The organism is Undibacterium sp. FT79W (genome assembly GCF_014284215.1).
In the GTDB taxonomy this organism is placed as follows: Bacteria; Pseudomonadota; Gammaproteobacteria; order Burkholderiales; family Burkholderiaceae_D; genus Undibacterium; species Undibacterium aquatile.
Genome location: NZ_JACOGB010000004.1, coordinates 1 through 24,509 on the forward strand (window position 1 = coordinate 1; position 24,509 = coordinate 24,509).

Sequence of the window (24,509 nt, forward strand, 5' to 3'; positions counted from 1 at the left end):
CCCGAACAGGACCGTGAAACGACTCTGCGCCAATGATAGTGCTGCAACCAGTGTGAAAGTAGGTTATCGTCAGGCTTGTATTCTGCGAACCCCCCGTTACTAGCGTAACGGGGGGTTTTGCTTTTAGTGAGAGTACTAGTTTTTTAAAGGTGTTTTCGCTGAAATTAAGCGAAAAAACTGATTGAGAGGCTAGACAAAAAGCAGATGTTAAACTATAATGTTGCTTCTGTTGACGTTGGTGACACAGCGTTAAATGTTTGTCTGACTAAGCAAGAATATGGGTGCTTAGCTCAGTTGGTAGAGCGGCGCCCTTACAAGGCGTAGGTCGGGAGTTCGAGCCTCTCAGCACCCACCACAGATAAACATCGCAGTACAGGTTAAGTAGTTTCGGAGTGGTAGTTCAGTTGGTTAGAATACCGGCCTGTCACGCCGGGGGTCGCGGGTTCGAGCCCCGTCCGCTCCGCCAGTAATTGAGCAAACGAGTTGCGTAAGCAGCTCGTTTTTTTTATTTGTACGTTCTGAATTCAATTTACCGTGCGCTGTGTCACTTATGCTGCATCACTGTATTTTTCCGGACGTGACGCTAAGTATCAGGTATAAAAAAAGACGAGTGAGATACTCGTCTTTTAAATTCTCCCATCAAACTTGCTTACGCCGTTTTAGGACTTTCGAGTTCTCCATCCAGAGCAAACACGATGTCATCCAGCATTTTTGCTAATTCCGCCGTCATCAGCATAAAGTCTGCATCGAAGCGCTCTTCCTCATTGGTTCCTTTGTCTTTATCTTCATCGAGAATATCCAGTGGCTTAATCCGTTTGATCGTCAGTGTATCTGTCAACACAAAGCTGATGCGGTCGTCCCAGGTTAATGCCAGCTTCGTGCACTGCTTACCAGCCGCGATATGTTTCTGGACGTCGTCAGGGTCAAGCGTATGACGCACATAGCGCACCGTCGCTTTATCTTCGGTCGATGATTTCAGCTCCGTATCCTGGTCAATCGTGAAGCCTTTTGGCGCTTCATTGCCAGCCAACCAGCCTGTCATTGCAGCCTGAGGGGAGGATTTGACCCGCAAACCTTCGAGCGGAAGCTTGTCACAGCACTTCAATAGCAATTTAATGACTTCATCGGCACGAGACGGGCTTGATGCGTCAATCACCAGCCAACGATTCGCCGGGTCGATCCAGACAAAGGTATTTCGCTTAACGCCAAATGCGCGAGGCAATAATTCATCAGTTACGCGTTCTTTTAAATCTTTCATCGCCTTTCTGCCGGGCGCAAAACCTTGCTGCTCCTCTAACTCTGCCGCGCGCGCTTTCGTGACCTGATTAATAACGCTGGACGGCAGCAGCTTTTTCTCTGTTGCCAGTGCTATCAGAAACTGATGATTGACACTGTGAACCAGCATATCGTTGTTGCGAGGCGATGCCCAACCCTGGCTTTGCATTTCATTCGATGCACATTGCGCGAAAGAGATTCTGGATAATTGCGCATTTAATTCCTCTGCGCTGATGTTCCAGGGAGAGGTAAGACGAAAAACCTGTAAGTTCTTAAACCACATAGCGTATCCAAACGAAGAAAACTGACATTCTACACGCCGCCCCATCGCAACTCACGTCGTAAAACGCCAGCTTCACGACATTCAACGTCCACTGGTCGTATAGGACTGGAACGAAGTTCAATTGCCCAACATACTTCGCTCACAAATACATCAATTCATTACTTACCGAAGGGGGCAATCATGTTGCAACAAATCCTGATCAACACACCAATCTGGGTATGGGCGTTACTGGCGTTTCTCATTTATCGCGGAGTCTTGATGAGTCGTGACCGCCAGGTCACTTTACGTGCAACATTTATTTTGCCTCTGCTCATGTTGGGTCTGTCTTTGCAAGGGCTGATACAGCATTTTGGCATTCGCTTTGAATCAGTAGGGCTGTGGCTGCTTGCCACTGTTTGCGCCAGTATTTTGTACGCCAAGTTTTTTGGCAAAAGCGGTGTCCAAGTGCTGTCTGAACGCTTGATTCAGTTGCAGGGCAGTTGGATGCCACTCATCCTTATGATGTTGATTTTCTTCTTGAAATACTGTGAAAACATTGCTGTTGTAGTACAGCCAGAGCTGCGCTCTGACGCTATGTTCATGAGTGTCTGCAGCATCAGCTTCGGCATCATGAATGGTCTGTTTTTCGGTAAGCTACTGAGAGTGCTGAGTTTGCTGACAAAACATAAACAACCTGCTTTGATGAAAACCGCATCAACGCTTACACTTGCAGACGGACATGGCGCGGGGGAGACAGTATAATGACCGCTGTCCTTATTTAGATTTGTTGCGCGAAACGCGATGAACCCTATGTGCCATGTTAGCTGAACAAAAACAAGAAATTCTCAATTCCTTAAAAAACGCGGTTGCCCCCATTTTGGAAGGCAGCGATCTGCAACCCACGATATTGCTTGAACGCCCACGAGATCCTTCGCATGGCGATATCGCTTGCAATATCGCCATGCAGATCGCCAAACCTTTGCGTAAAAATCCACGTGAAATCGCTCAGGCAGTTGTTGCGAACCTGGAGGCACAAAATAATCCTCTGATCAGCGCGGTAGAAATTGCGGGTCCGGGCTTTATTAATATTCGTATCGCAACGGCTGCCAAACAGTCAGTGGTCAAAACGGTGCTGCAACAAGGCGCGACTTACGGTCAGAGTCAACGCGGAGCCGGGCAAAAAGTTGTTGTCGAATTCGTGTCGGCAAACCCTACCGGTCCTTTGCATGTCGGCCATGGCCGTCAGGGCGCGCTCGGTGATGCACTTGCTGCCTTGCTGGATGTTCAGGGGTACGATGTATCGCGCGAGTTTTACTACAACGATGCCGGTGTGCAAATCGGGAATCTGGCTTTATCCGTGCAGGCGCGCGCAAAAGGTCATGCGCCGGGTGATGTCGCATGGCCGGAATCAGCGTATAACGGCGATTACATCGCTGATATTGCCCGCGATTTTCTCGACAAAAAAACCGTTTCTGCCAGCAATGGTCAGCCAGTCACAGCCACGGGTGATGTCGACGATATAAATTCCATCCGTGAATTCAGTGTGACTTATCTGCGCCGCGAACAAGATACCGATTTGCTCGCATTCGGTGTCAAGTTCGATAATTATTACCTTGAAACTTCGCTGTACACCGACGGTAAAGTCGAAGCCACTGTCAATGCGCTCAAAGCTGCGGGTAAAACATACGAACAAGATGGCGCATTGTGGCTGCGTACGACCGAGTATGGTGACGACAAAGACCGGGTGATGAAAAAATCGGACGGTACTTACACTTACTTCGTCCCGGACGTTGCCTATCACGTCACCAAGTGGGAACGAGGTTATCGCCAGGCCATCAATGTGCAGGGTAGCGATCATCATGGCACGATAGCCCGCGTCCGAGCCGGTTTGCAGGCATTGAATGTCGGTATTCCACAAGGCTACCCTGACTACATCCTGCACAAAATGGTCACCGTTATGAAGGATGGTGCCGAAGTCAAGATTTCCAAACGGGCTGGATCTTATGTGACCGTGCGTGATCTGATCGAATGGTCAGGCGGCGGTGATGAACAGCGTGGCCGGGATGCAGTGCGTTTCTTCCTGATCTCGCGTAAAGCTGATACCGAGTTTGTATTTGATGTCGACGTTGCTCTGGCACGTTCAGATGAAAATCCAGTGTATTACGTCCAGTATGCGCATGCGCGTATCTGTTCCGTACTCGCACAATATGCGACCGATGAAGCCGCTTTTGCGCCTTTGCTGAATGTTGATCTGTCGCCGCTGACAGCGCCGCGCGAAGCGAGTTTGCTGGCAAAAATTGCGGAATATCCTGAAGCATTGGAAAAAGCACTGGATGAACTCGGCCCGCATCAGGTTGCTTTCTATTTACGCGATCTGGCTGGTGAATTGCATAGTTATTACAATGCCGAACGGGTATTAGTGGATGATGAGCCGACCAAGCTGGCACGTCTGGCACTGATGCTGGCAACCCGTCAGGTGATCCGTAACGGTCTGGCTCTGATCGGTGTATCTGCACCGAATAAAATGTAATAGTCATTTCCTTTCTGTCGTTCTGGTTACAACTGTTGTCATGATTTTCAACCAGAATGACAGATTGCCTAAGCAGTACCGGTCAGTATTCACAGAGTACAATTTTTTCGTCGGAGACGCATGAAATCACATCACTCAACGCTGCAGCGTCAGCAAGGTAATACCTTAACAGGCATCATTATTGGTCTGGTCATTGGACTGGGCATTGCGGTGGCAGTCGCATTGCTGATCACAAAATCATCGATGCCTTTTACAAACAAAGGTGGAAAATCTGACAAACCCGATCAGCCGGTGACGCAGTTGCAGGATCCGAACCGGCCTATGTATGGCAAGCCTGATGCGGTTAAAGAGGCGGCAAAGGAACAGGCAAAAGACGCCGCAGTGGCCAAACCAGCCGACGCTGCACCGGCGCAGGCGGCTGTCCGCCCACCTGAAGTGAAAGCCGAAGCAAAGCCAGCGCAGGAAAAACCGGCGGCTGATAAAGTGAGCGACAAATCGGAAAAAGCAGCAGATGCGGCGGCGGATGATAAATACATCTATTTCCTGCAGGCTGGCGCTTTCAAAGAGCAGGCCGATGCTGATAGTGCCCGTGCCAAGCTGGCTCTGATAGGCTTTGAAGCCAGAGTGACAGAGAAAAATTCAGATACCGGTACGATGTATCGCGTCCGTGTCGGCCCGATAAATAATGCCGAAACAATGAACCGAATGAAGGCCAAATTGTCTGAGAATGGCGTTGATGTGGCAATTGTCAGAACTGCGAAGTAATCAGATTCAGTAATTCAGATTAATAAAGGAAAAGATATGCGTAGATTTACTCAAGCGATATATGCAGTATTTTTGCTGGGCTTAGGCCTGGTTTCAGCAGGTGCGGGAGCCTCTCCGGCGATGCCGCAATCCGGCGTTGAATACCGCGTACTCGGTCGTCCGCAGCCAACAGAAGCTGGTAAAAAAATTGAAGTCATCGAATTTTTTGGCTATTTTTGCCCGCACTGCAATGCGCTCGAGCCTTTGATCGCCGAATGGGTCAAAAAGCAGGGCGACAATATCGTGTTCAAGCGTGTGCACGTGAATTTTCATAATCTGGTGCAACAGCAAAAACTGTATCTGACACTGGAAGCAATGGGTAAAGCCGACGAGTATCAAATCAAAGCGTTTAACGCTTTGCACGTCGAGCGTAACCGTTTGCAATCCGATGCAGAAGTCATGAGTTTCGTTGCCAAGTCGGGTCTCGATAAACAGAAATTTACGGATGTTTATAATTCCTTTGCGATTCAAAGCAAACTGAACCGTACCAATCAATTGCTGGAGTCGTATCAGGTTGATAGCGTTCCTATGGTTGCGGTGGATGGCCGTTTCCTTACTTCACCGGTAGAGTCTGTCCGCACCATGGGTCGCGTTTCTGAAGAAACTCAGAACCGTTCATTGTTGCAGGTACTCGATTTCCTGGTCAGTAAAGCGCAAAAAGAAAAAGCGGGCGCAGCACCTGCTGCTGCGGCTGACAGTGGCAAGAAAAAATAAGCTGAAGTACGATGCAATAAGTCCGCTTCTGGCGGACTTTTTTTTTAATTGGACACTATGAAAAATGTTTTTATTACGGGTGCATCTTCCGGCATAGGCGCTGCGCTTGCGCGTGAATATGCGGCGCAAGGCGCAACGCTGGGCTTGCTGGCTCGCCGCCGCGATAATCTTGAACAATTACGCTGCAGCCTGCCAAATCCCGAGCTACATCATATTTATGCGCTCGACGTCACCGATCATGCGGCCTTAGCTGCCGCCGCTGCCGATTTCATACAAAAGACCGGCAAAGTCCATGTGGTGATTGCGAATGCAGGTATTTCCGTCGGCACCTTGACCGAATACGCTGGCGACCTCGCTGTTTTTGAACGCGTTGTACAAACCAATCTGACCGCCACCGTGGCGACGTTTGCGCCATTCATCCAGACCATGAAATGCGATGCGCAACAGGATACATGCCGGCTCGTCGGTATTGCCAGCGTCGCCGGTATCCGTGGTCTGCCTGGCGCTGAAGCCTACAGCGCCTCCAAAGCTGCTGTCATCAGCTATTGCGAATCGCTGCGGGTTGAATTGAAAAAAAGCGGCATCCGCGTTGTCACGATTGCGCCGGGCTACATCGACACGCCGATGACGCAGATTAACACCTATCGCATGCCTTTCCTGATGCCGGTGCAAAAATTTGCGGCGAAAGCAGTACAGACGATTGATGCCGGTTGCTCGTATCGTGTTATTCCGTGGCAGATGGGCATAGTCGCCAAGTGTTTGAGGTTGTTACCGAACGCCTTGTACGATGCTGTATTTTCACGCGCCCCGCACAAGGCGCGCGCAGACGATCAGCATTAGTTCATACCCGATACCTACGATGACGATAGTCAAAAAATGACGAACGATATCTCCCTTACCGATGCTATCGGGCAGCAACATCAGCCCGTGGCGGCAGCGCAAGCCAGAATCGTCAGTCTGGTGCCATCAATAACTGAGCTGATCTGCGATCTCGGTCTGGCATCTTCACTGGTCGGGCGTACCGGGTTTTGTATACATCCTGCCGACGTGGTAAAAGCGATTCCCAAAATCGGCGGTACTAAGGACGTAAATATAGAAAAAATCCGCCGGCTCGCACCGACGCATCTGATTGTGAATATCGATGAAAATGAAAAACCGACCGTGGACTTGCTCGCAGAATTTATCCCGCATGTGATCGTGACGCATCCGAATACCCCGCGCGACAATCTGGCTTTATATCGTCTGCTCGGTGGAATTTTTCAAGTCGAGGCCGCTGCCGAACAACTCTGCACGGCCTTTGACAAGGCGTACGCTGATCTGCCTTTGCGTGTATCCACGCAGCGCGTTTTGTACTGTATCTGGAAAGACCCGTGGATGACCATTGCGGGCGATACCTATATCGCGAATATGCTGAAGCTGGCGGGTTGCCAGGTCTGGGCTCCGGAAAACAATACCTTGCGCTATCCGGCTTTCAGTTGGAATGACACGATGGCGACGCAATTTGACAGCGTCTTATTATCGACCGAACCTTATCGCTTCACCGAAGTCCATGTCGATGCGCTGGAACGCCAACTCGGCAAGCCTGTGCAACTGGTCGATGGTGAAATGCTGTCGTGGTATGGCAGCCGGGCGATCAAAGGCTTGATGTATTTAAAAACATTGAGATTTTAAATCTGAAAATATTTTTACAAATTTTGGCTATTCCGCATAAATGTCACACTGAGGACACAAACCAGACACACCAGGATTGACATGTTTTTCTTCAGGGGCTGATACTCAAATGCATAGAAATCTGTCTGAAACCAAGGGCTGGCCTGCACTTCGATTGGGCATGGCCTGACGCTATTGCTATTTTGCCCGGCTGACAGATTTCTCATCAAATTGAATATCTCCCAATCAACATTGCAATTCTAAGGAATCTTGTCATGACCAAAATGCGTAAGGCCATTTTGCTCGCCCTCTATGGTGCCAGCTCTGCCGCAGCGTTGACTCCGGTTTGCGTGTACGCGCAGACCAGCCCGGAAAAAGCCTCTGATGCACCGGTACAAACGATGACCATCGTCGGTTCCCGCCGGATTAATTCTTCGGCCACGGAAACACCATTACCAATCGACTTTATTTCTGTTTCCAAATCCGCTGAACAAGGTGGACAGTTCGATCTTGCTCAGACTCTGGCGAATATCTCGCCTTCGTTCAATTCCACCCGCCAGACTGGTGCCGATGGTGCTGATCTGGTGGATTCTGCAGCATTGCGCGGCCTGGGTTCAGACCAGACGCTGGTGCTTGTGAACGGTAAACGTCGCCACACCGTGTCGCTGGTCAATCTGTTCGGCGCGCGTAACCGTGGCAATACCGGTACCGATCTGAATGCGATTCCGGTCATGGCGATTAGCAATGTACAGGTGTTGCGTGATGGCGCAGCGGCGCAATACGGCTCCGATGCGATTGCCGGTGTGATGGATATCAGCCTGAAAAAAAATCTGGGTTGCGAAGCCAGTTTCGGTTACAGCCAGTATTCTGTCGGCGATGGTAAAAACTATCTGCCGTCTGCCTATTGCGGCATACAGATCGGTGAAAAAGGCGTGCTCGGCGTGACTGTGGAATACACTGATCGCGGCCGTTCAAACCGGGCAGATCCGGGCAATCCGCGCACCATCGGTGACACTAAAGTCACAGGGCCTACCGTGTATCTGAACGGTGAAGTGCCGAATGGCGGCAACGATAAATTCTATTTCACGCTGGGAACGCAGCAACGTAAAGCGTCTTCAGCAGCATGGGCACGTGGCGGTGTGGGGTCTGACGACATTCCTTCGCGCAATTCTGCGGCGATGTACCCGAACGGCTTTGTGCCTTACATCAATGGCGATATCAACGATATCTACGGCATCGCCGGTTACCGCTTCAGCATAGGCGAGTGGCGTGCGGATTTGTCGCAGACTTACGGTTTCAACGAACTCAAGTACAACATCAGCAATACTCTGAATGCCTCCATCGCGAATAAAGATTTGCTGAGCGGCGGCAAAGGCATCAGCCCGAGCAGTTTTGATGCGGGCGGCTTCTCATTTTCTCAGGCGACGACGAATCTGGATTTCAGCCGTTTCTTTGACGGTTTCATGAATGGCGTGAACGTCGCGTTTGGTGGTGAATATCGCCGTGAAAACTATAAGATTTTTTCCGGTGAACCAGGCTCTTACAATGATGTCGATGGCGTCGGCTTCGGTGGTAATGCCGGTAGTCAGGGCTTTCCTGGTTTTCAACCGGGGGATCGTACTGATCGCAGCCGCAACAGCCTCGCGGCCTATGTCGATATCGAAACCGATGTGACGAATCGCTTTAAAGTACAAACCGCGGTGCGTGGTGAACGTTACAGTGATTTCGGCTCCACGCTCACCGGTAAAGTTGCTGCGAGCTACAAAGCGACCGACGACGTGAATCTGCGTGGCTCGTTGAGCACAGGTTTCCGCGCACCGTCGCTGCAGCAAGTGTATTTTTCGTCGACCTTCACCGACTTCATTTCCGGCGTACCGATGGATGTGGTGCTGGCACCGAATGGCGGCACCATTGCGAACGCCGCAGGCATCCCGAAACTGCATGAAGAAAAATCGAAAAACTATACGCTGGGTCTGACGTATAAACCAAGCAATACGTTTTCTATGACAGCCGATTTGTACCGCATCGATATTTCTGATCGCATCGTTTTATCGGGTCGTTTTGATGCGAATAATTATCCGGCGCTGGGTGCAACGCTGTCTGCGCTGGGTGTTGGTCAGGCACAGTTTTTTGTGAATTCCATCAATACCAAAACGCAAGGTATCGATCTGACCGCATCGCATAAAACCAATCTTGGTGCCGGCAAACTCTCGACCTATCTGGGCCTCAATTACAGCAAAACTGAAGTCACGAAAGTGAATGCGCCGACATCGCTGAAAGGCTATGAAGATGTGTTGCTGTCCGAGCGTGAACGCCTGTTCATCGAACAAGGCGGCCCGCGCGTGAAAGGCACGCTGGCATTTAACTATGAGCAAGGTCCGTGGGCCAGCGAATTCAAAGTCATCCACTATGGTTCGCAAACACTGGGTACTTTCTCTGGTACGGCAGCAGGTGTGCCGAATGCGTATTACGAACCAAAAACATCTGCCGATCTGGCAGTGACGTATGCATTCAATGACACCACCAAACTGACGGTTGGCGGTACGAATATTTTCAACGTCAAACCAACGCGTCAGAATCCGAATGAAACCGACAACGGTTTCTATTACGACAGCGTGCAGTTCGGTCTGGGCGGTGCGGCGTATTTCGTCAAACTGTGGAAAAAATTCTGATCAGGACACTGATCTTTCCGCCTGTATTTCCGGCGTAAAAAAAGGAGGCAAATGCCTCCTTTTTTATTCGATCATCGATGCAGAACATGCGCTGATATTATTGCCGGTTGGTCAGTGATACGCCCGCAATCACCAGCAAACCGCCGACGATCATCGACAACAAAATTGGTTCGCCCAGCAACAGCGCGGCGAGCGTGATACCGAACACCGGCACCAGATTATTGAATACCGCGGTTCGCGCCGGGCCGATGGCTTTCACGCCTTCGTAATACCAGACAAAACCAATCACCGTACCGAATGCACCCAGATACACAATCGCAGCCAGTACCGGCCAGGTCAGACGGCTGGTATCGAATTGCGGCCATTCCGTGACCGCGCCGCAGACCAATAACGACAAGCCCCACAGCGATGCATACGTGGTTGCAGCGATAGGCGACAAACCGCGCAGCGCATGTTTGCCGATGATGGTGTAGGCGGCCCAGCCGCAGACCGCGCACAGCATGAATAATTCACCTTTACCGACTGATTGCGAGACATCACGGATCGCGCTACCCAGATCGCCGCGCGTGATCACCACCGCCGCACCGGCAAACGCAATCGCGATGCCCAGCCAGCGCCGCGCGCCGAGGCGTTCACCAAACAGTGCCGCCAGTGCCAGCGCCGTGACAATCGGATTCAGCGCGACAAACAAGGCCGTGCGTCCGGCGGGCATCAGTGCCAGTGCTGAAAAAAAGCAGATGTTATATAAAAAGATGCCCGTCGCACCAAGCGCAAATGTCGCCTGCATCTGCTGCCGCGTCAGTTTCGGCAAGCCGCCTTCGAGCTTCCACGCCAGCAACCACAGCAGGCCGCTGGCCACCGCAAAACGCAGCGCCGCCGCTGTCATGTGCGGAATTTCACTCGCCACAATACGACCCGCAATAAAAGTGCCGCCCCAGAACAAGGCGACCGCAACCAGTTTCAGATACGTGGTGACAGGAACGGGAGTGTGGGCAGATTTCACGATAGCGCGCTTCAACAGAAAGCGTGAAGGGTACACGAAAATGCCGGTTCGCCGCATCAGCGCGACGCTGAGTTGTGCTATATCGCGTAAATCCCGGCACGAAAGGAGCTGAAAATTCCCCGAAAAATGCCATAAAAAGCGAAAAAATGGGGAGTATCAGCCATTTTTGCCTTCATCTCCTTATAAACAAAGGGCGTTAAAAAATACTGGGGGGAGTATATTTTTGACTTTGGGAGGCCGGAATCACCGTTGCCGACGACTTGTAAGCGGATTGCCAATCGATCTGCATACGGTTATTGTGCGGTGATCAGTACACAGATCCGGAGTCCATCCATGCATCCCGACAAAGTTGACCGAAACCGCTTGCGCCAGCTGACGGATTTACCGAATATCGGCAAGGCCGGTGCGGCGGATCTGCGCTTGCTGGGCATCAGCGCGCCTGCGGATTTGGTGGGGCAGTGTCCGTGGCAGATGTATGAAAAGCTGTGCCAGCTGACCGGCGTGCGGCATGATCCCTGCGTGATCGATGTGTTCATGTCGGTTACCGCATTCATGAATGGCGAACCTGCGAAACCGTGGTGGGAATTTACCGATGCCCGCAAGCTAGCGCAGGCTGCGAAAGCCGTTTTCTGAGTAAAAACGGGGAGTATCCGGCTTTTTCGCATTGATCTCCTTATAAACAAAGGGGATTGAAAAATACCCCACCCAGTATGTTGATGGTCTCAACAACGGCTTTGCTACGTTGTTGTGTTGCACAGCTGAGCCGTTACCTGTCGTATTCCTGATTTTTTGCCATCGTTTTAATTGTCTTGTTACAAACCCCTTGTATAATTTTTGCAATAACTTCTTTGCTACTGATCGTAGTGATTGATTGCTGAGTAAACCGACAAAAAAGGAAGATGGATGAATACCTGTGTGAGCTGCGGTACTGACAACCGGGATGGTGCCAATTTTTGTAAATCGTGTGGCACTGCGTTGTTACCGCCAGCGCCGTCGATGCCTGAATGTCATCAATGCCATGCGCCACTGACCCCGGGCGCGCGTTTCTGCAAAAAATGCGGTGCCAGCACTGGCGCTGATGCGGCCGCTGCTACGGCAACGGATGTTGTGGCGGCAAATGCCAGCGAGGCACCAGTCAGCACGACAGAAAAACCACCAGAACAACCGACAGAACAACCGACAGAACAGCCAGCAGATCTGCCGACAGCGCAGACATTTATTGCCAGCATTGCCAGCGAAGCCGCGACAAATCCGCCTGTGCAAAGCGTGAGCGCCGCTGTTGTCGATGCTGTGCCATCCGCAAACACGGATGTCCCTGTCGCTGCAGCGACGCCAGCCGCAAGCACCGCGAGCGTCATTGAGACGCAGGCCGCCGCTAATGCAGCGGCGCAGCCATCGCTGCCAACTGGCGCTGACGGTTCTCCTTCCTACAATGCGCTGCCGGTCAGCAAGACGGCGACGCCGGTGACGGCCATCGTGCTGGTTGCGGCGGTCGTGGCAATTGCCGCTGGCGCTGGTGCTTACGTCTGGTATGCAAAATCCCGTTCGCAGACCGAGCCCGTCGTGACCAGTGCTGAACCCGTCGCCGCCTCATTGCCGAGCAGCCCGCCGGCGGATGTTGCACCGGCTCCAGCTTCCGCCGTTGCAATGCCGGAAGTGACGACAGCACCGACGATACCCGCAGCCACGGAAGCGCCTGCGCCCGCGACCGCCAAAAAGAAACGTCGGAATGACGATGATGAATTTGACGAAGATGACGATTTTTACGATGAACCGGTCAACGCTAAACGCCAACCGCGGGCACAGGCGCAGCCAGGCGGCGAAATGATGCATGGTAAGGCGACGGCTTTGTTAAACCGTGCCGACAGTTTTATCGCCAGCGGTGATTACGATAATGCACTGGCGACCGCGCAGACGGCACTGGCGCTGGACCCTGGAAATACCGCGGCTCTCGCAAAAATCAGGAAAATCAAACAACTGCGTTCACGCTATTAAACCAGTTCAGCACATGGGCATACGCATGATTTCGTGTGCCCATGTTCCGGCGTGGCATTGATAGCCCGTGCCGCACATCTTCCATCACCCATCATTGTTAACCCCGTCCAGAGTGACGACATCCATCGGAGACTACATGAGCAGCAATCCAACGACTTCCGGCAGCCCATTTGTGTTGCTGCGTGCCGCAGAGGCCGCAACGAACTGGCGCGCGCTTGCCATGACTGGCATGGCAGCACTGGCTTTTTTCCTGTCTATGGCGATGACCGCCTGGCTGACACGCCACAGCTTTTTGCTGGGTGGCCTGTTTTCCATCGTGACGTTGATTGTCGGTATCACTGGCTATTCGGCAGTCGGTATTTTGTTGATGCGCCAGTCGCAGGGGCGTGAACTCAGTTTCACCGATGCGATTATCCAGGGCGTCTTTACGGTACATCGCATGCTGGGCGTGGCGCTGGTGTTGCTGGTGATTTTTTTGCTGGTGGCGCTGCTTGCGTTTGCCGTGCTGTTTTTGTGTAAGTTGCCCGGACTTGGTTCCTTGCTGTATGCCGTTATGTTGCCATTGCTGACGGTGATCATCGGCGTCACTTTTGCCAGTATATTTTATGTAGCCATGCCACTGGCGGCACCGGCAATCTGGGCCGGTAACTCGGTAATGGAAACGATTGCCCGTTTGTTTGTGATTGTCCGTCAGCGTTTGCTGATGACGATTACTTATATCGTCGTGCTGTCTTTCCTGGTGCTGTTTTTGTCTGGCGTGGTGTCTTTCATTTTGTTTTCCGGCTATGTCACGACAATGGGAATTTCTCAGGCCGTCGGCATTAATCCTATGGGAAATGTGATGGGAATGATGTCCGGCATCATGGGAAACCATATGGGAAATCAGATGGGATATGGCGGCGGCTTTGAGGCTCTGGAGAGCGGCATGGCGTACACCGGTGCGTTTGGTTTCGCAACCGGGCTGCTGTTCAGCGTTGGTATGGTCATTCCGTTTCTGACGATGATTAACGGTACCTGCCTGATTTATCTGCAAGTGACGGATGGTCTGAATTTCACCGAAGCGGAAGAACAATTACAGGCGCAGATGCAGGAGGCAAAACGTCGCGCCAACGAGGCCAAAGACCGTGCCGGGGCAAAATTGCAGGAAGCAAAAGACGCCGCAGCTGCATCTGCAGCGGCGGCCAAGAATAATCAGCCAGCGGCGAAAGCAGAAGCAGATATCGCCCCAACAGTGACGCCAGCAGCGCCGCCTGCGCCTGTTGCCAGAGTATGTTCTGCCTGCAAAGCACCATTGGCAGCAGACGACATTTTCTGTGGTGAATGCGGCACAAAAAATCCTCTGTAAAACTCTTATAAATCCGGTGCGATACCAGCTTCAGGTCAGTCGTCAAAGCGAAATTCCAGCGTTGTACGACTGGCCTGACAGATCAGATCAAACGCCATCGGCGGGTTGTTTCGGACGACAGAAATTTATGCGGAAATGGGTCGCACTCAGTTATATTGTGAATGCCGTTCGTGTTGAAGGCAGTGGATTTTGACTGAGTGACGATAGCCGATTTTCGGGAGCATTTCATGGGCATGAGCTGTTTTTATCTGACGCTGACACAGGAAAAACTGGATGAACTGAAACAGCATCCCGGACAAGTCCGCCAATTTATTTTTGCCAAAAACGGCGGCAATGACGAAGCGGAATTGTTTGATCTCGAAAAAGCCTGGCATGGCATACAGTATTTGCTCAACGGCGCGACATTTGGTGGTGATGAACCTTTGGGATGGGCCGTGTTTGGCGATCAGGAAGTCAGTGATGATCTCGGTAACGGCCCCGCCCGTTGCCTGACCGCGCCTCAGGTCGCCGCAGTCAGTGCCGCGTTGCAGGAAATGCCCGCATCCGCGCTGGCGCAGCGCTTTGACGCAGCAAAGATGGAAAAAGCGCAGGTTTATCCTGAAGGGATGTGGATCACCGACGGGGTGCAGGCATTAAATTATTTGCTGGAACATTATTCCCATCTGCAAAATTTTTATGCAAATGCCGCCGCACATGGCAAGGCGGTCATCTGTTTTATCAGTTAGATCGTTGAGGTGTGTGTTATCCAGATTAGATAAGGAGCAGCGTGATGCATACAGCAACAGGATTCAGAAAGCGTTCATACATCGGTATGTTGATCGGTTTGACGGCATTGACGGTCACGTCGACTCAGGTTGTCGCGGCGGAGCGTATTTCTCTGACGCGTCAGGATGGTCAGAGTGTTCCTGCTATGGTGTATCAGAATGCGGGAGCATGTCAGGGTGTGGCAATTATTTCCCATGGCGCTGGTGGTTCGGAAAAAGGCTATGTTTATCTGGCTGAATTCATGGCGAAAGAGGGTTTTCTGAGCGTTGTGCCGGGGCATCTGGAAAGCGGCAGACAATCTTTGCGTGAAGCCAAGCGCGGCGGCAGTTTGCAGGATGGTCTGACAGAATTAGTCACCGATGCCCCTGCTTATACGGCGCGGCTGATGGACATTAATGCAGCGCGTCAATGGGCTGCATCACGTTGCACCGGAAAACGCGCGGTCTTACTCGGTCATTCCATGGGGGCGGCAGTGGCCATGATGGAAGCCGGTGCCGACAATAAAATGGGCGTGACCGGCACTGCCAGTTTCGATGCGTATATTGCCTTGTCGCCACAAGGTGAAGGATTAATTTTTCCCGCCCATGCCTGGTACAAAATCAGTAAGCCGGTGTTATTGATGACAGGAACCAGAGATGATGATCTGGCACATGCTTCCTGGCGTACCCGTACCGAACCGTTTGCCGACATGTCTCCGGGTTGCAAATGGCTGGGCATCGTGAATGGCGCGTCACATATGAATTTTGGCGGGAATGGTTTATTGCATCGCACCGAAGGACTGACCACGCAAACCATCCATGCGTTTTTGCAAGGTGCGCAAAGCGGAAATTGTGTGGCTCCGCCACCGTTGGCGGGCATGGAACTCAGAACAAAATAGCCACCTGCCATCAGTTCGTGTGAACCGTTGCAGGCAGGTCAGCTCGCTTGTTACCGCAATGTCAGTGCCTATGTTCTGGCAACAAAACGGATGATGCCGTCATCACCTGTTTGCCGCTGCAAAATGTCGTCAAACCATAATTTATGCAGATGCGCGAGTGCTTCGCCGATGGCAAACGTTAATTGGTGGGCATCGAGCGGACGGCGGAACATCAGTGGCACGATGTCACAGGCTGATTGCGGCGTCGTACAAGCAGCAACGACCTCGGCCAGGCGTTCAGCGTGATGTTCTTCTAATTGCGTGATGCGCGTGTGCAGCCCCTTGAACGGCTTGCCATGCGAAGGCAGGATAAGCACATCCTCAGGCAGCGGCAGGTATTTTTTGAGGGAGTCGAGATACTGCTGCACCGGATTGGCTTCCGGCTCAATCGCAAACACGGACACATTCGTAGAAATGCGTGGCAACAGCATATCGCCAGAAATCAGGATATTCAGATCGGCACAATACAATGAGGCGTGTTCTGGCGAGTGACCAAAACCGGTGATGATCTGCCAGCGCCGCTGATGAATCGTCAGGTCGATGCCTTCTTGCATGCGGCGATACGAAGTCGGCACCGTCGGTACCATGCGGCTGTAATGACTTTTTCTTTCCTGTATCTGTTCTTGCATCGCCGGATCTAGTCCGTGTTTGCGGAAATGCGGAAACATCGCTGTGCCATCCGCACCCGGTAAGCCAGCCGACATCATGCGGGCAAAGCCATATTCGCCCGCTGTCATCCACAGCGGCACGTTCCACAAGGTGCACAACCAGTCTGCTAGGCCGATATGATCGGGATGACAGTGGGTGGCAATCACCCGCACCACTGGCAAGCCGCGCAGATGATTGTGCAGATCACCGAACAACACTTCCCAGGCATCACGGGTGGCATCGCTGGCGATGCCGCAATCGACAATTGTCCAGCCATGTACCCGCCCCTGCGCAGTCTCGACTTCATCTTCCAGCAGCCACAGATTGATGTGGTTCAGTGCAAACGGCAGGCCCATGCGTATCCATAAAACGCCGGGCGCTATTTCCACCGTCTTGCCAGATTCCGGCAGGGTTTCGCCAAACGGATAATCGAGTTGTTGTTCCAGGTGATTCATTGTTGTCTCTTCTCTTTTTGGTACGTACGTTATAGCCGGAATAGCCTACAATGCGTTTTTATGCAATTGACGTTAACGTCAATTCGATTTCAGCGATTGTAATCAGAAAAACGATTTTGTGTACTAAAACTATGGCCACCTACACCATTACTGACTTAGCCCGCGAATTTGATATCACGCCACGAGCGATACGTTTTTACGAAGATCAGGGCTTGTTAAGCCCGACCCGCGAAGGTCCCAGCGGTCGCAATCGCGTCTATACCGCGCGCGAACGCACACAGCTGAAGCTGACCCTGCGTGGTAAGCGTCTGGGTCTGAGCCTGTCGGATATCAAGAGCCTGGTCGATATGTACCGCTCACCAAAAGATACCGAAGCGCAATTACAGAGCTTTCTGGTGGTGCTGGCACGTCACCGCGCCTCACTTGAGCAGCAGCGCGAGGATATTGAAGTCATGCTGGCGGAAATCAGTGCACATGAAGATAAAAGCCGGCGTTTGCTGGCCTTGCATACGAAAGCTGGTCAGACCGCGTAGAAATACCAGTCTGCACAAAACGCAATGAATTGACGTTTACGTTAACGTCAATTAGTCGTATTATTTCCTACGCTCAGATTTTGCTCAGATTTTGTATTCCCGGGGAGACTTTATGTATCAGGACGCCACATCCGCAGCACCCGCCGCGCTCGATCCCACGCTGGCGTTGACCTTACTGCAGAGCTTCAACGGGCAGGGTGCGTTGATGGCGTGGAATGCGAAACTGACCGGAATGACACCCGGCACCTGTGAGATCAGCTTGCCATACAGCGATGCTGTCAGTCAGCAACACGGCTATTTTCATGGCGGCGTGATTGGCACACTGGCGGATGCTGCCGGTGGTTATGCCGCAAATACATTGTTGATGCCTGTAAGTGAGTGCTTAACTGCTGAGTATAAAATTAATATCGTTGCACCCGGCATAGGCGATACCCTGATCGCCCGTGGCAAGGTCTTGAAATCAGGAAAAACTCTGGTCGTTTCAAGCGCCGAGGTGTTTGTCGTCAATCAGGGGCAAGAAAAATTGTGCGCGATCATGCAACAGACTTTGTTTGTGATCGCAAAAAAATAACTGACGGTTCGCCGTGACGGTCAATGTAGTCGCAGCAAAAAATAACAGAGTGGAGGCAAAATTGGTTTGGCAAGGCTATCGCTGCGAAACCGGGATTGCGCCACTCTGATGAATAAAAAAGATTCTGTTCCATCATTACAGTGAGGATGACATGCTCCATTTACCCGGTTTAACTTTCGATCATGGCGACGATATCGCCGCTTTGCGTGAAGCTGTTCAACAATTTGCTGCCGCCGAAATCGCGCCGCGTGCGGCCGAAATCGACCGCAACGACCAATTCCCCATGGATCTGTGGCGCAAGATGGGCGATCTCGGCATTCTGGGTGTGACCGTCAGCGAAGAATACGGCGGCGCCAACATGGGCTATCTCGCCCACATCATCGCCATGGAAGAAATCTCACGCGCCTCTGCCTCGGTTGGTCTGTCGTACGGTGCTCACTCGAATCTGTGCGTGAACCAGATCAAACGCAACGGCACCGAAGAGCAAAAACAAAAATACCTGCCGAAACTGATTTCCGGCGAACACATCGGTGCGCTCGCGATGTCCGAGCCAAATGCCGGTTCTGACGTCGTCAGCATGAAATTGCGCGCTGATTTCAAAGGTGACCGCTGGGTGCTGAATGGCACCAAGATGTGGATCACTAATGGCCCTGACGCCGACGTGCTGGTGGTGTATGCAAAAAACGATCTGGAAGCTGGCCCACGTGGCATGACCGCTTTCCTGATTGAAAAAGGATACAAAGGTTTCAGCATTGCGCAAAAACTCGACAAGCTCGGCATGCGCGGTTCCCATACCGGTGAACTGGTATTTGAAGATTGCGAAGTACCTGCAGAAAACGTGCTCGGCGGCTTGGGCAAAGGCGTTAATGTGCTGATGTCCGGCCTCGATTTCGAGCGCACGGTTTTGTCCGGCGGCCCGCTGGGCATCATGCAGGCGTGTATGGATGCCGTCGTGCCTTATGTGCATGACCGCAAACAATTCGGTCAGCCGATTGGCGAATTCCAACTGATGCAAGGCAAACTGGCGGATATGTATTCCACCATGATGGCCTGCAAAGCCTATGTCTACGCGGTTGGCCAGGCTTGCGACCGTGCCACCAATCCGGAACAAGTCCGCGCCTTACGCAAAGATGCTGCGGGCGCGATTTTGTATTCCGCAGAAAAAGCCACCTGGATGGCAGGTGAAGCGATTCAGACGCTGGGCGGCAATGGCTATATCAACGAATACCCGGTTGGTCGCCTGTGGCGCGATGCCAAACTGTATGAAATCGGTGCTGGTACCAGCGAAATCCGCCGCATGCTGATAGGCCGCGAGCTGTTTGCGGAAACGAAGTAAACTGGATTTTTCGTACTGGTGCGCACTCCTTTAAGCCACGCTTACACGTAAGGGATTGCGCGTACACAGCAACTATACACAGTCATGACTCAATTACACATCACGACACCGGTGCTTGCGCATCGCCCGCTTTCCGCTCAGCTAAATAAATCAGTCTGGCTGAAGATGGATAATTCGCAGCCCTCGGGCTCGTTCAAATTACGCGGCATCGGTCTGATGTGTCAGCGCGCCGCTGTGCTGGGGGCACAACATTTTGTCTGCCCATCTGGCGGGAATGCGGGTTTTGCGGCTGCGGTTGCGGGTGTGGCGCTGGGTCTGCCGACCACGATTTTTGTCCCGGAAACTACTGCTGAAAGTGTGCGTGCCGAGATATGCGCGATCGGTGCAACGGTGATCGTCACTGGCAAAGTGTGGGACGAAACCAACCAGGCGGCTTTGCAAGCCTGCAAACAGCCGGGTGCGGTATATATCCCACCATTCGACCATCCTGATATCTGGAATGGCAATGCGACTTTGATCGACGAGCTTGCTGGTACGCTGGATTTTGACGTTGTGCTGTGCTCTGTCGGCGGTGGCGGCTTATTAAGCGGCATTGTGCAGGGCTTACACCGCAATGGTCTGGCGCATATTCCTGTTATTGCTGTAGAAACAGAAGGTGCGGCATCCTTACATGCATCGGTACTAGCGGGTGAACTGGTGACATTGCCTGCGATTACCTCGATTGCCACCACATTAGGTGCCCGTCGGGTGGCGCAACAAGCGTTCGACTGGACGCAGAAACATGAGATTCACAGTGTCACCGTCAGCGATGCACAGGCAGTTGCCGCCTGTCTCGCGTTTGCGGATGATATGCGCACGCTGGTAGAACCCGCTTGCGGTGCCACGCTGGCGGTGGCGTACCAGAACCTGCCTGTATTAAAAGAATTTAAGCGTCCCTTGATCGTGGTATGCGGTGGTATCGCTGTTGATATGGTAAAACTAGAGGCTTGGAAAACCCAGTTCAACCTGCCCTGAGCCATCGCCATGCCAAACACACATTTTCCTAAGTTATTGTCGTCCCAGATCGCGTTTGATATCGCGCGTACGATACTGGATGGCTTTGACAAGCATTACCATTTATTCCGTATCAGTAGTCAGCAGGCAAAGCAGTTTTTTGAGGCGGGCGACTGGAAAGCAGCGCAAATCGCGGCCCGTGAACGTATTCAGTTTTACGACACCCGCGTGCGGGAATGTGTGCGCGTGCTGGAAGATGACTACGATGAAAACGATCTGACCGATGAGGTCTGGCGTGAAGTCAAACTGCATTACATGGGTTTGCTGATCGACCACTTACGGCCGGAACTGGCTGAGACTTTTTTCAACACCGTCTGCACGAAATTGCTTAACAGAAATTATTTTCATAATGATTTCATTTTCGTGCGTCCGGCAACTTCAACTGAATACATAGAACGTGACGATACGCCGCCGACTTATCGCGTGTATTACCCGGCAACTGACGGTCTGAACTACACGATCAAACGTATCGTCACGAATTTTCAGCTCAATACCCCTTTTGAAGATCTTGATCGCGATGTCGCCGTCGTCGAGGCACGTTTGCGTGAACATTTCGGGCGTGAAAAGCTGGAACCGAATCACCAGATTCAGGTGTTGGCGAATTTGTTTTACCGGAATAAATCTGCCTACATCATTGGTAAAGGGATTAACGGTAATCGCGAATATCCGTTTGTGATTCCTCTGATGCATAAACGGAAAAATGAGCTGGTACTCGATACGATCTTGTTTGATGTGATGCAGATTACGGTGCTGTTTTCATTCACACGTGCGTATTTCATGGTCGATATGGAAGTGCCATCGGCGTATGTACAATTCATCCGCAGCATTTTGCCGAAGAAACCTCGTAGCGAAATCTATACGATGATAGGTTTGCAAAAACATGGCAAAAACCTGTTCTATCGCGATTTTCTGCATCATCTGAAATACTCGTCGGATCGCATCGAAGCGGCGCCCGGTATTCGCGGTCTCGTTATGCTGGTGTTCGCACTGCCTTCTTTCCCGTATGTGTTCAAGCTGATCAAAGACAGTTTCCCGCCGCCGAAAGAAACCACCCGGGCGCTGATTAAAGAAAAATATCTGCTGGTGAAAAACCATGACCGTGTTGGTCGCATGGCCGACACGCTGGAATATTCCGATGTCGCTTTTCCACGTTCGCGGTTCTCTGAAGAATTGCTCGAAGAAATCCGCCAATACGCGCCGTCCATGCTGGAAGTGAATGATGAAGAAGTCGTCATCAAACATCTGTACATAGAACGCCGCATGACGCCTCTCAATATTTGGCTGACTGAAGCCGAACAACGTGGCGATATGCAGGCCATGGAACAGGGCGTGCTGGAATACGGTAATGCGATTAAAGATCTGGTGTCGGCCAATATTTTCCCGGGCGACATGTTGTATAAAAACTTTGGCGTGACACGTCATGGTCGTGTCGTTTTTTATGACTACGATGAAATTGAATACATCACCGACTGCACTTTCCGCAAGATACCGTTGCCGCGCAATGAAGAAGATGAGATGTCCGCTGAACCGTGGTATCCGATCGCAAAGAATGACGTATTTCCTGAGCAATTCGGTACTTTCCTGCTCGGAAATCAGAAAGTAAAAGAATTTTTTATGAAACACCACGCTGACTTGCTGACCGCCGATTACTGGCAGGGTCGCAAGCTGCGCATCGTGGACGGCAAGGTGGATGATGTCTTCCCGTATCCGCAGGAAGTCAGGTTTATCAATAAAGAGTTAGCACAGCAAAAATAATTTTTTTATGTCTTATCAGTATCAACAGTCTTAATCGCGCTTGCAGATGTTTTCAGAGAAAAACAGACAAGCAGAAATTTTGTATCACCTCACATTCAATGGAGAAAAACATGACAGATCCTATCGTAATCGTTGGCGCAGCCCGTACCCCTATGGGTGCATTTCAGAGCGATTTCGCTTCCCTGACGGCAAGTCAGCTCGGTGCTGTGGCGATCAAGGCCGCGGTTGAACGTGCTAGCGTCAAGCCCGAGCTGATTGAAGAAGTCCTGTTTGGTAACTGCTTGATGGCCGGTCAGGGTCAGGCACCTGCGCGTCAGGCCGCACTGGCGGCAGGTTTGCCGATGTCCACTGGTGCAGTGACCTTGTCCAAGATGTGCGGTTCCGCGATGAAGGCAACGATGATGGCATTCGATTCCATCAGCGCAGGCAGCAATGAAGTGATGATCACTGGCGGTATGGAGTCCATGACCAACGCACCCTACATTATTCCAAAAGCACGCGGCGGCTATCGTATCGGTCACGGCATGATTTACGATCACATGATGCTGGATGGTCTGGAAGACGCTTACGACAAAGGCCGTTCCATGGGAACTTTTGCTGAAGATTGTTCTGCCAAATACCAGTTCAGCCGCGAAGATCAGGACGCATTTGCGATTGCTTCCGTCAAGCGCGCGCAAGCAGCGACAGCAGACGGCTCGTTTGCGTGGGAAATCGCACCGGTTACCGTTTCCGGTCGCGGTGGTGACGTCGTCATCGATAAAGACGAAGGCCCGCTGAAAGCCAAGCTCGACAAAATCCCGGCTCTGAAACCAGCCTTCAAAAAAGACGGCACGATCACTGCCGCATCTTCTTCCTCCATCAACGATGGCGCTGCAGCGCTGGTGCTGATGCGCGAGTCCAAAGCCAAAGAACTCGGCCTGACACCGATCGCAAAAATCGTCGCTCACGCATCGCATGCACAGGAACCAGGTTGGTTCACGACCGCGCCGATCGGTGCGATACAAAAGCTGTACAAAAAAACCGGCTGGACAACGGCAGATGTCGATCTGTTTGAAATCAACGAAGCTTTCGCTGCCGTACCTATGGCCGCGATGAAAGATCTCGGCATCTCCCACGACAAAGTCAACGTCCACGGTGGTGCCTGCGCACTCGGCCATCCTATCGGCGCATCCGGTGCACGTATCATCATCACGCTGATCGGCGCGTTGAAAAAACAAGGTAAGAAGCGCGGTGTGGCATCCCTGTGTATCGGAGGTGGTGAAGGCACAGCGATGGCCATCGAGTTGTTCTAAATAGTGTGCGCTGCGTTCATCCAATATCCGGGCGCATAGCGGCGTTGCAAAGCCTCGCAATACCGACGTATTGCTGCGTTTTGCGCCTTGCTCTGCATCCCGGATATTGAATGAACTTGCGCACTTGAATTGCGGACGTAGCGTACGCCGCGCGCATCGTTAATCGCGGTAAGCGTGTCGACAATGAGATTGCAGCTACATCGTCGACATGCGGCTGAAAATACGAAAAGGAAGCAAGATGCCCACAGCACTTATCATCGGCGCGTCACGCGGTATCGGTCACGAACTGGCTTTGCAATATAAGGCGGCTGGCTGGCGTGTGATTGCCACGGCGCGTAAGGCGGTTGATCTGACAACTTTGCAGGCGCAGGGTTGTGAGGTCGTTCCTTTGGATGTCACGAACATCAATGATTGCGGTGGTCTTGGCTGGCGACTCGATGATGAAAAAATCGATGTCGCTATTCTGAACGCCGGTGTGTATGGCCCGCGCACCACAGGATTGCAGACACCGCATGATACGCAGTTTGATGAAGTGATGCATACCAATGTGCTGGCCGCGATGCGGATTCTTCCTATCGTGCTGCCGCTGGTCGAGAATGCCGGTGGCCGTCTTGCCGTCATTTCATCGATGATGGGTTCCATCAGTGAACGTAACGGTAGTCACGGCTGGTTATATCGTGCCAGCAAAGCCGCGTTGAATTCTGTACTGAAGGATGTGTCTTTACAGACGCGACAAGCGATTTGCGTGGCGTTGCATCCGGGTTGGGTTAAAACAGAAATGGGCGGCGTCGGTGCTGAACTTCCGGTGGCAGACAGTGCGCACGGCATACGCAAAACACTGGCGGGTTTGCAGTCAGACGACAACGGCCAGTTTTTCAATTACAACGGTGCCAGCCTGAACTGGTAAGCAGAAAAAACAAAAAAACAGACAGAAC

Annotated in this window: 22 protein-coding genes and 2 tRNA genes; 21 read left to right on the top strand and 3 right to left on the bottom strand. The window is 51.9% G+C overall.

The window, feature by feature from the left end; all coding sequences use genetic code 11:
* Positions 1 to 279 precede the first annotated feature (279 nt).
* A tRNA-Val gene (locus H8K38_RS07585) sits at positions 280 to 355 on the top strand.
* Positions 356 to 389: 34 nt separating this feature from the next.
* A tRNA-Asp gene (locus H8K38_RS07590) sits at positions 390 to 466 on the top strand.
* A 183-nt stretch (positions 467 to 649) separates the two neighbouring features.
* Here the strand turns inward: H8K38_RS07590 and H8K38_RS07595 are convergent.
* Entirely contained in the window at positions 650 to 1,558 is a 909-nt protein-coding gene (locus H8K38_RS07595) for a recombination-associated protein RdgC (RefSeq protein ID WP_186884220.1), read from the bottom strand.
* A 180-nt stretch (positions 1,559 to 1,738) separates the two neighbouring features.
* Between H8K38_RS07595 and H8K38_RS07600 the strand changes: the two genes are divergently transcribed.
* The 7 genes from H8K38_RS07600 to H8K38_RS07630 all read left to right on the top strand — a co-directional run bounded on the left by H8K38_RS07600 (position 1,739) and on the right by H8K38_RS07630 (position 9,907).
* Positions 1,739 to 2,299, top strand: coding sequence for a DUF6622 family protein (locus H8K38_RS07600; protein ID WP_370587073.1), 561 nt, complete (start codon positions 1,739 to 1,741; stop codon positions 2,297 to 2,299).
* 55 nt (positions 2,300 to 2,354) lie between these two features.
* Positions 2,355 to 4,067 (top strand): arginine--tRNA ligase, encoded by a 1,713-nt coding sequence (argS, locus tag H8K38_RS07605; protein WP_186884222.1) that lies wholly within the window; start codon positions 2,355 to 2,357, stop codon positions 4,065 to 4,067.
* A 120-nt stretch (positions 4,068 to 4,187) separates the two neighbouring features.
* Positions 4,188 to 4,832, top strand: coding sequence for an SPOR domain-containing protein (locus tag H8K38_RS07610; protein WP_186884223.1), 645 nt, complete (start codon positions 4,188 to 4,190; stop codon positions 4,830 to 4,832).
* Positions 4,833 to 4,868: 36 nt separating this feature from the next.
* Entirely contained in the window at positions 4,869 to 5,585 is a 717-nt protein-coding gene (locus H8K38_RS07615) for a thiol:disulfide interchange protein DsbA/DsbL (protein WP_186884224.1), read from the top strand.
* Between the two features lie 57 nt (positions 5,586 to 5,642).
* A complete protein-coding gene (locus tag H8K38_RS07620) occupies positions 5,643 to 6,425 on the top strand; it encodes an SDR family oxidoreductase (protein ID WP_186884225.1) in 783 nt (260 codons plus the stop codon).
* 48 nt (positions 6,426 to 6,473) lie between these two features.
* Positions 6,474 to 7,256, top strand: a complete 783-nt coding sequence (locus H8K38_RS07625) for a helical backbone metal receptor (RefSeq protein ID WP_186884589.1) — start codon at positions 6,474 to 6,476, stop codon at positions 7,254 to 7,256.
* 254 nt (positions 7,257 to 7,510) lie between these two features.
* Positions 7,511 to 9,907, top strand: coding sequence for a TonB-dependent siderophore receptor (locus H8K38_RS07630; protein ID WP_186884226.1), 2,397 nt, complete (start codon positions 7,511 to 7,513; stop codon positions 9,905 to 9,907).
* A gap of 97 nt (positions 9,908 to 10,004) precedes the next feature.
* Here H8K38_RS07630 and H8K38_RS07635 read toward each other — a convergent pair whose 3' ends face one another.
* The gene (locus H8K38_RS07635) at positions 10,005 to 10,871 is read right to left on the bottom strand and encodes a DMT family transporter (RefSeq protein WP_255422885.1); all 867 of its coding nucleotides are present in this window, start codon (positions 10,869 to 10,871) and stop codon (positions 10,005 to 10,007) included.
* A 372-nt stretch (positions 10,872 to 11,243) separates the two neighbouring features.
* Here H8K38_RS07635 and H8K38_RS07640 point away from each other — a divergent pair, with 372 nt between their 5' ends.
* From H8K38_RS07640 to H8K38_RS07660, 5 genes are all read left to right on the top strand, one after another.
* Positions 11,244 to 11,543 (top strand): helix-hairpin-helix domain-containing protein, encoded by a 300-nt coding sequence (locus H8K38_RS07640; protein WP_186884228.1) that lies wholly within the window; start codon positions 11,244 to 11,246, stop codon positions 11,541 to 11,543.
* A gap of 270 nt (positions 11,544 to 11,813) precedes the next feature.
* Positions 11,814 to 12,905, top strand: coding sequence for a zinc ribbon domain-containing protein (locus H8K38_RS07645; RefSeq protein WP_186884229.1), 1,092 nt, complete (start codon positions 11,814 to 11,816; stop codon positions 12,903 to 12,905).
* A gap of 136 nt (positions 12,906 to 13,041) precedes the next feature.
* A complete protein-coding gene (locus H8K38_RS07650) occupies positions 13,042 to 14,250 on the top strand; it encodes a zinc ribbon domain-containing protein (protein WP_186884230.1) in 1,209 nt (402 codons plus the stop codon).
* Positions 14,251 to 14,477: 227 nt separating this feature from the next.
* The gene (locus H8K38_RS07655) at positions 14,478 to 14,975 is read left to right on the top strand and encodes a YfbM family protein (protein WP_186884231.1); all 498 of its coding nucleotides are present in this window, start codon (positions 14,478 to 14,480) and stop codon (positions 14,973 to 14,975) included.
* Positions 14,976 to 15,019: 44 nt separating this feature from the next.
* Entirely contained in the window at positions 15,020 to 15,892 is an 873-nt protein-coding gene (locus H8K38_RS07660; RefSeq protein WP_186884232.1) for an alpha/beta fold hydrolase, read from the top strand.
* Between the two features lie 68 nt (positions 15,893 to 15,960).
* Here H8K38_RS07660 and H8K38_RS07665 read toward each other — a convergent pair whose 3' ends face one another.
* Positions 15,961 to 17,034, bottom strand: coding sequence for an MBL fold metallo-hydrolase (locus H8K38_RS07665; protein ID WP_186884233.1), 1,074 nt, complete (start codon positions 17,032 to 17,034; stop codon positions 15,961 to 15,963).
* Positions 17,035 to 17,165: 131 nt separating this feature from the next.
* Here H8K38_RS07665 and H8K38_RS07670 point away from each other — a divergent pair, with 131 nt between their 5' ends.
* From H8K38_RS07670 to H8K38_RS07700, 7 genes are all read left to right on the top strand, one after another.
* On the top strand, positions 17,166 to 17,567 hold the full coding sequence (locus H8K38_RS07670; protein ID WP_186884590.1) for a MerR family DNA-binding transcriptional regulator: 402 nt from the start codon (positions 17,166 to 17,168) through the stop codon (positions 17,565 to 17,567).
* A gap of 112 nt (positions 17,568 to 17,679) precedes the next feature.
* On the top strand, positions 17,680 to 18,138 hold the full coding sequence (locus H8K38_RS07675; RefSeq protein ID WP_186884234.1) for a PaaI family thioesterase: 459 nt from the start codon (positions 17,680 to 17,682) through the stop codon (positions 18,136 to 18,138).
* 151 nt (positions 18,139 to 18,289) lie between these two features.
* Positions 18,290 to 19,474 carry an isovaleryl-CoA dehydrogenase gene (locus tag H8K38_RS07680; protein ID WP_186884235.1) on the top strand — a complete coding sequence of 395 codons (1,185 nt, stop codon included), beginning with the start codon at positions 18,290 to 18,292 and terminating at the stop codon, positions 19,472 to 19,474.
* Between the two features lie 84 nt (positions 19,475 to 19,558).
* Complete coding sequence (locus H8K38_RS07685) at positions 19,559 to 20,488, top strand: pyridoxal-phosphate dependent enzyme (RefSeq protein ID WP_186884236.1); 930 nt, start codon at positions 19,559 to 19,561, stop codon at positions 20,486 to 20,488.
* A 9-nt stretch (positions 20,489 to 20,497) separates the two neighbouring features.
* Positions 20,498 to 22,282: a bifunctional isocitrate dehydrogenase kinase/phosphatase gene (gene aceK / locus H8K38_RS07690; RefSeq protein ID WP_186884237.1), complete on the top strand. Its 1,785-nt coding sequence runs from the start codon at positions 20,498 to 20,500 to the stop codon at positions 22,280 to 22,282.
* A 110-nt stretch (positions 22,283 to 22,392) separates the two neighbouring features.
* A complete protein-coding gene (locus tag H8K38_RS07695; protein ID WP_186884238.1) occupies positions 22,393 to 23,574 on the top strand; it encodes an acetyl-CoA C-acetyltransferase in 1,182 nt (393 codons plus the stop codon).
* A 238-nt stretch (positions 23,575 to 23,812) separates the two neighbouring features.
* Entirely contained in the window at positions 23,813 to 24,481 is a 669-nt protein-coding gene (locus H8K38_RS07700) for an SDR family oxidoreductase (RefSeq protein WP_186884239.1), read from the top strand.
* Positions 24,482 to 24,509 lie beyond the last annotated feature (28 nt).

Coding starts and splice junctions, on each gene's coding strand:
- H8K38_RS07680 (WP_186884235.1), top strand. CDS start 18,290: ATGCTCCATTTACCCGGTTTAACTTTCGATCATGGCGACGATATCGCC.
- H8K38_RS07640 (WP_186884228.1), top strand. CDS start 11,244: ATGCATCCCGACAAAGTTGACCGAAACCGCTTGCGCCAGCTGACGGAT.
- H8K38_RS07685 (WP_186884236.1), top strand. CDS start 19,559: ATGACTCAATTACACATCACGACACCGGTGCTTGCGCATCGCCCGCTT.
- H8K38_RS07695 (WP_186884238.1), top strand. CDS start 22,393: ATGACAGATCCTATCGTAATCGTTGGCGCAGCCCGTACCCCTATGGGT.
- H8K38_RS07595 (WP_186884220.1), bottom strand. CDS start 1,558: ATGTGGTTTAAGAACTTACAGGTTTTTCGTCTTACCTCTCCCTGGAAC.
- H8K38_RS07645 (WP_186884229.1), top strand. CDS start 11,814: ATGAATACCTGTGTGAGCTGCGGTACTGACAACCGGGATGGTGCCAAT.
- H8K38_RS07615 (WP_186884224.1), top strand. CDS start 4,869: ATGCGTAGATTTACTCAAGCGATATATGCAGTATTTTTGCTGGGCTTA.
- H8K38_RS07665 (WP_186884233.1), bottom strand. CDS start 17,034: ATGAATCACCTGGAACAACAACTCGATTATCCGTTTGGCGAAACCCTG.
- H8K38_RS07655 (WP_186884231.1), top strand. CDS start 14,478: ATGGGCATGAGCTGTTTTTATCTGACGCTGACACAGGAAAAACTGGAT.
- H8K38_RS07700 (WP_186884239.1), top strand. CDS start 23,813: ATGCCCACAGCACTTATCATCGGCGCGTCACGCGGTATCGGTCACGAA.
- H8K38_RS07660 (WP_186884232.1), top strand. CDS start 15,020: ATGCATACAGCAACAGGATTCAGAAAGCGTTCATACATCGGTATGTTG.
- aceK (WP_186884237.1), top strand. CDS start 20,498: ATGCCAAACACACATTTTCCTAAGTTATTGTCGTCCCAGATCGCGTTT.
- H8K38_RS07610 (WP_186884223.1), top strand. CDS start 4,188: ATGAAATCACATCACTCAACGCTGCAGCGTCAGCAAGGTAATACCTTA.
- H8K38_RS07675 (WP_186884234.1), top strand. CDS start 17,680: ATGTATCAGGACGCCACATCCGCAGCACCCGCCGCGCTCGATCCCACG.
- H8K38_RS07630 (WP_186884226.1), top strand. CDS start 7,511: ATGACCAAAATGCGTAAGGCCATTTTGCTCGCCCTCTATGGTGCCAGC.
- H8K38_RS07650 (WP_186884230.1), top strand. CDS start 13,042: ATGAGCAGCAATCCAACGACTTCCGGCAGCCCATTTGTGTTGCTGCGT.
- H8K38_RS07600 (WP_370587073.1), top strand. CDS start 1,739: ATGTTGCAACAAATCCTGATCAACACACCAATCTGGGTATGGGCGTTA.
- H8K38_RS07620 (WP_186884225.1), top strand. CDS start 5,643: ATGAAAAATGTTTTTATTACGGGTGCATCTTCCGGCATAGGCGCTGCG.
- H8K38_RS07670 (WP_186884590.1), top strand. CDS start 17,166: ATGGCCACCTACACCATTACTGACTTAGCCCGCGAATTTGATATCACG.
- argS (WP_186884222.1), top strand. CDS start 2,355: ATGTTAGCTGAACAAAAACAAGAAATTCTCAATTCCTTAAAAAACGCG.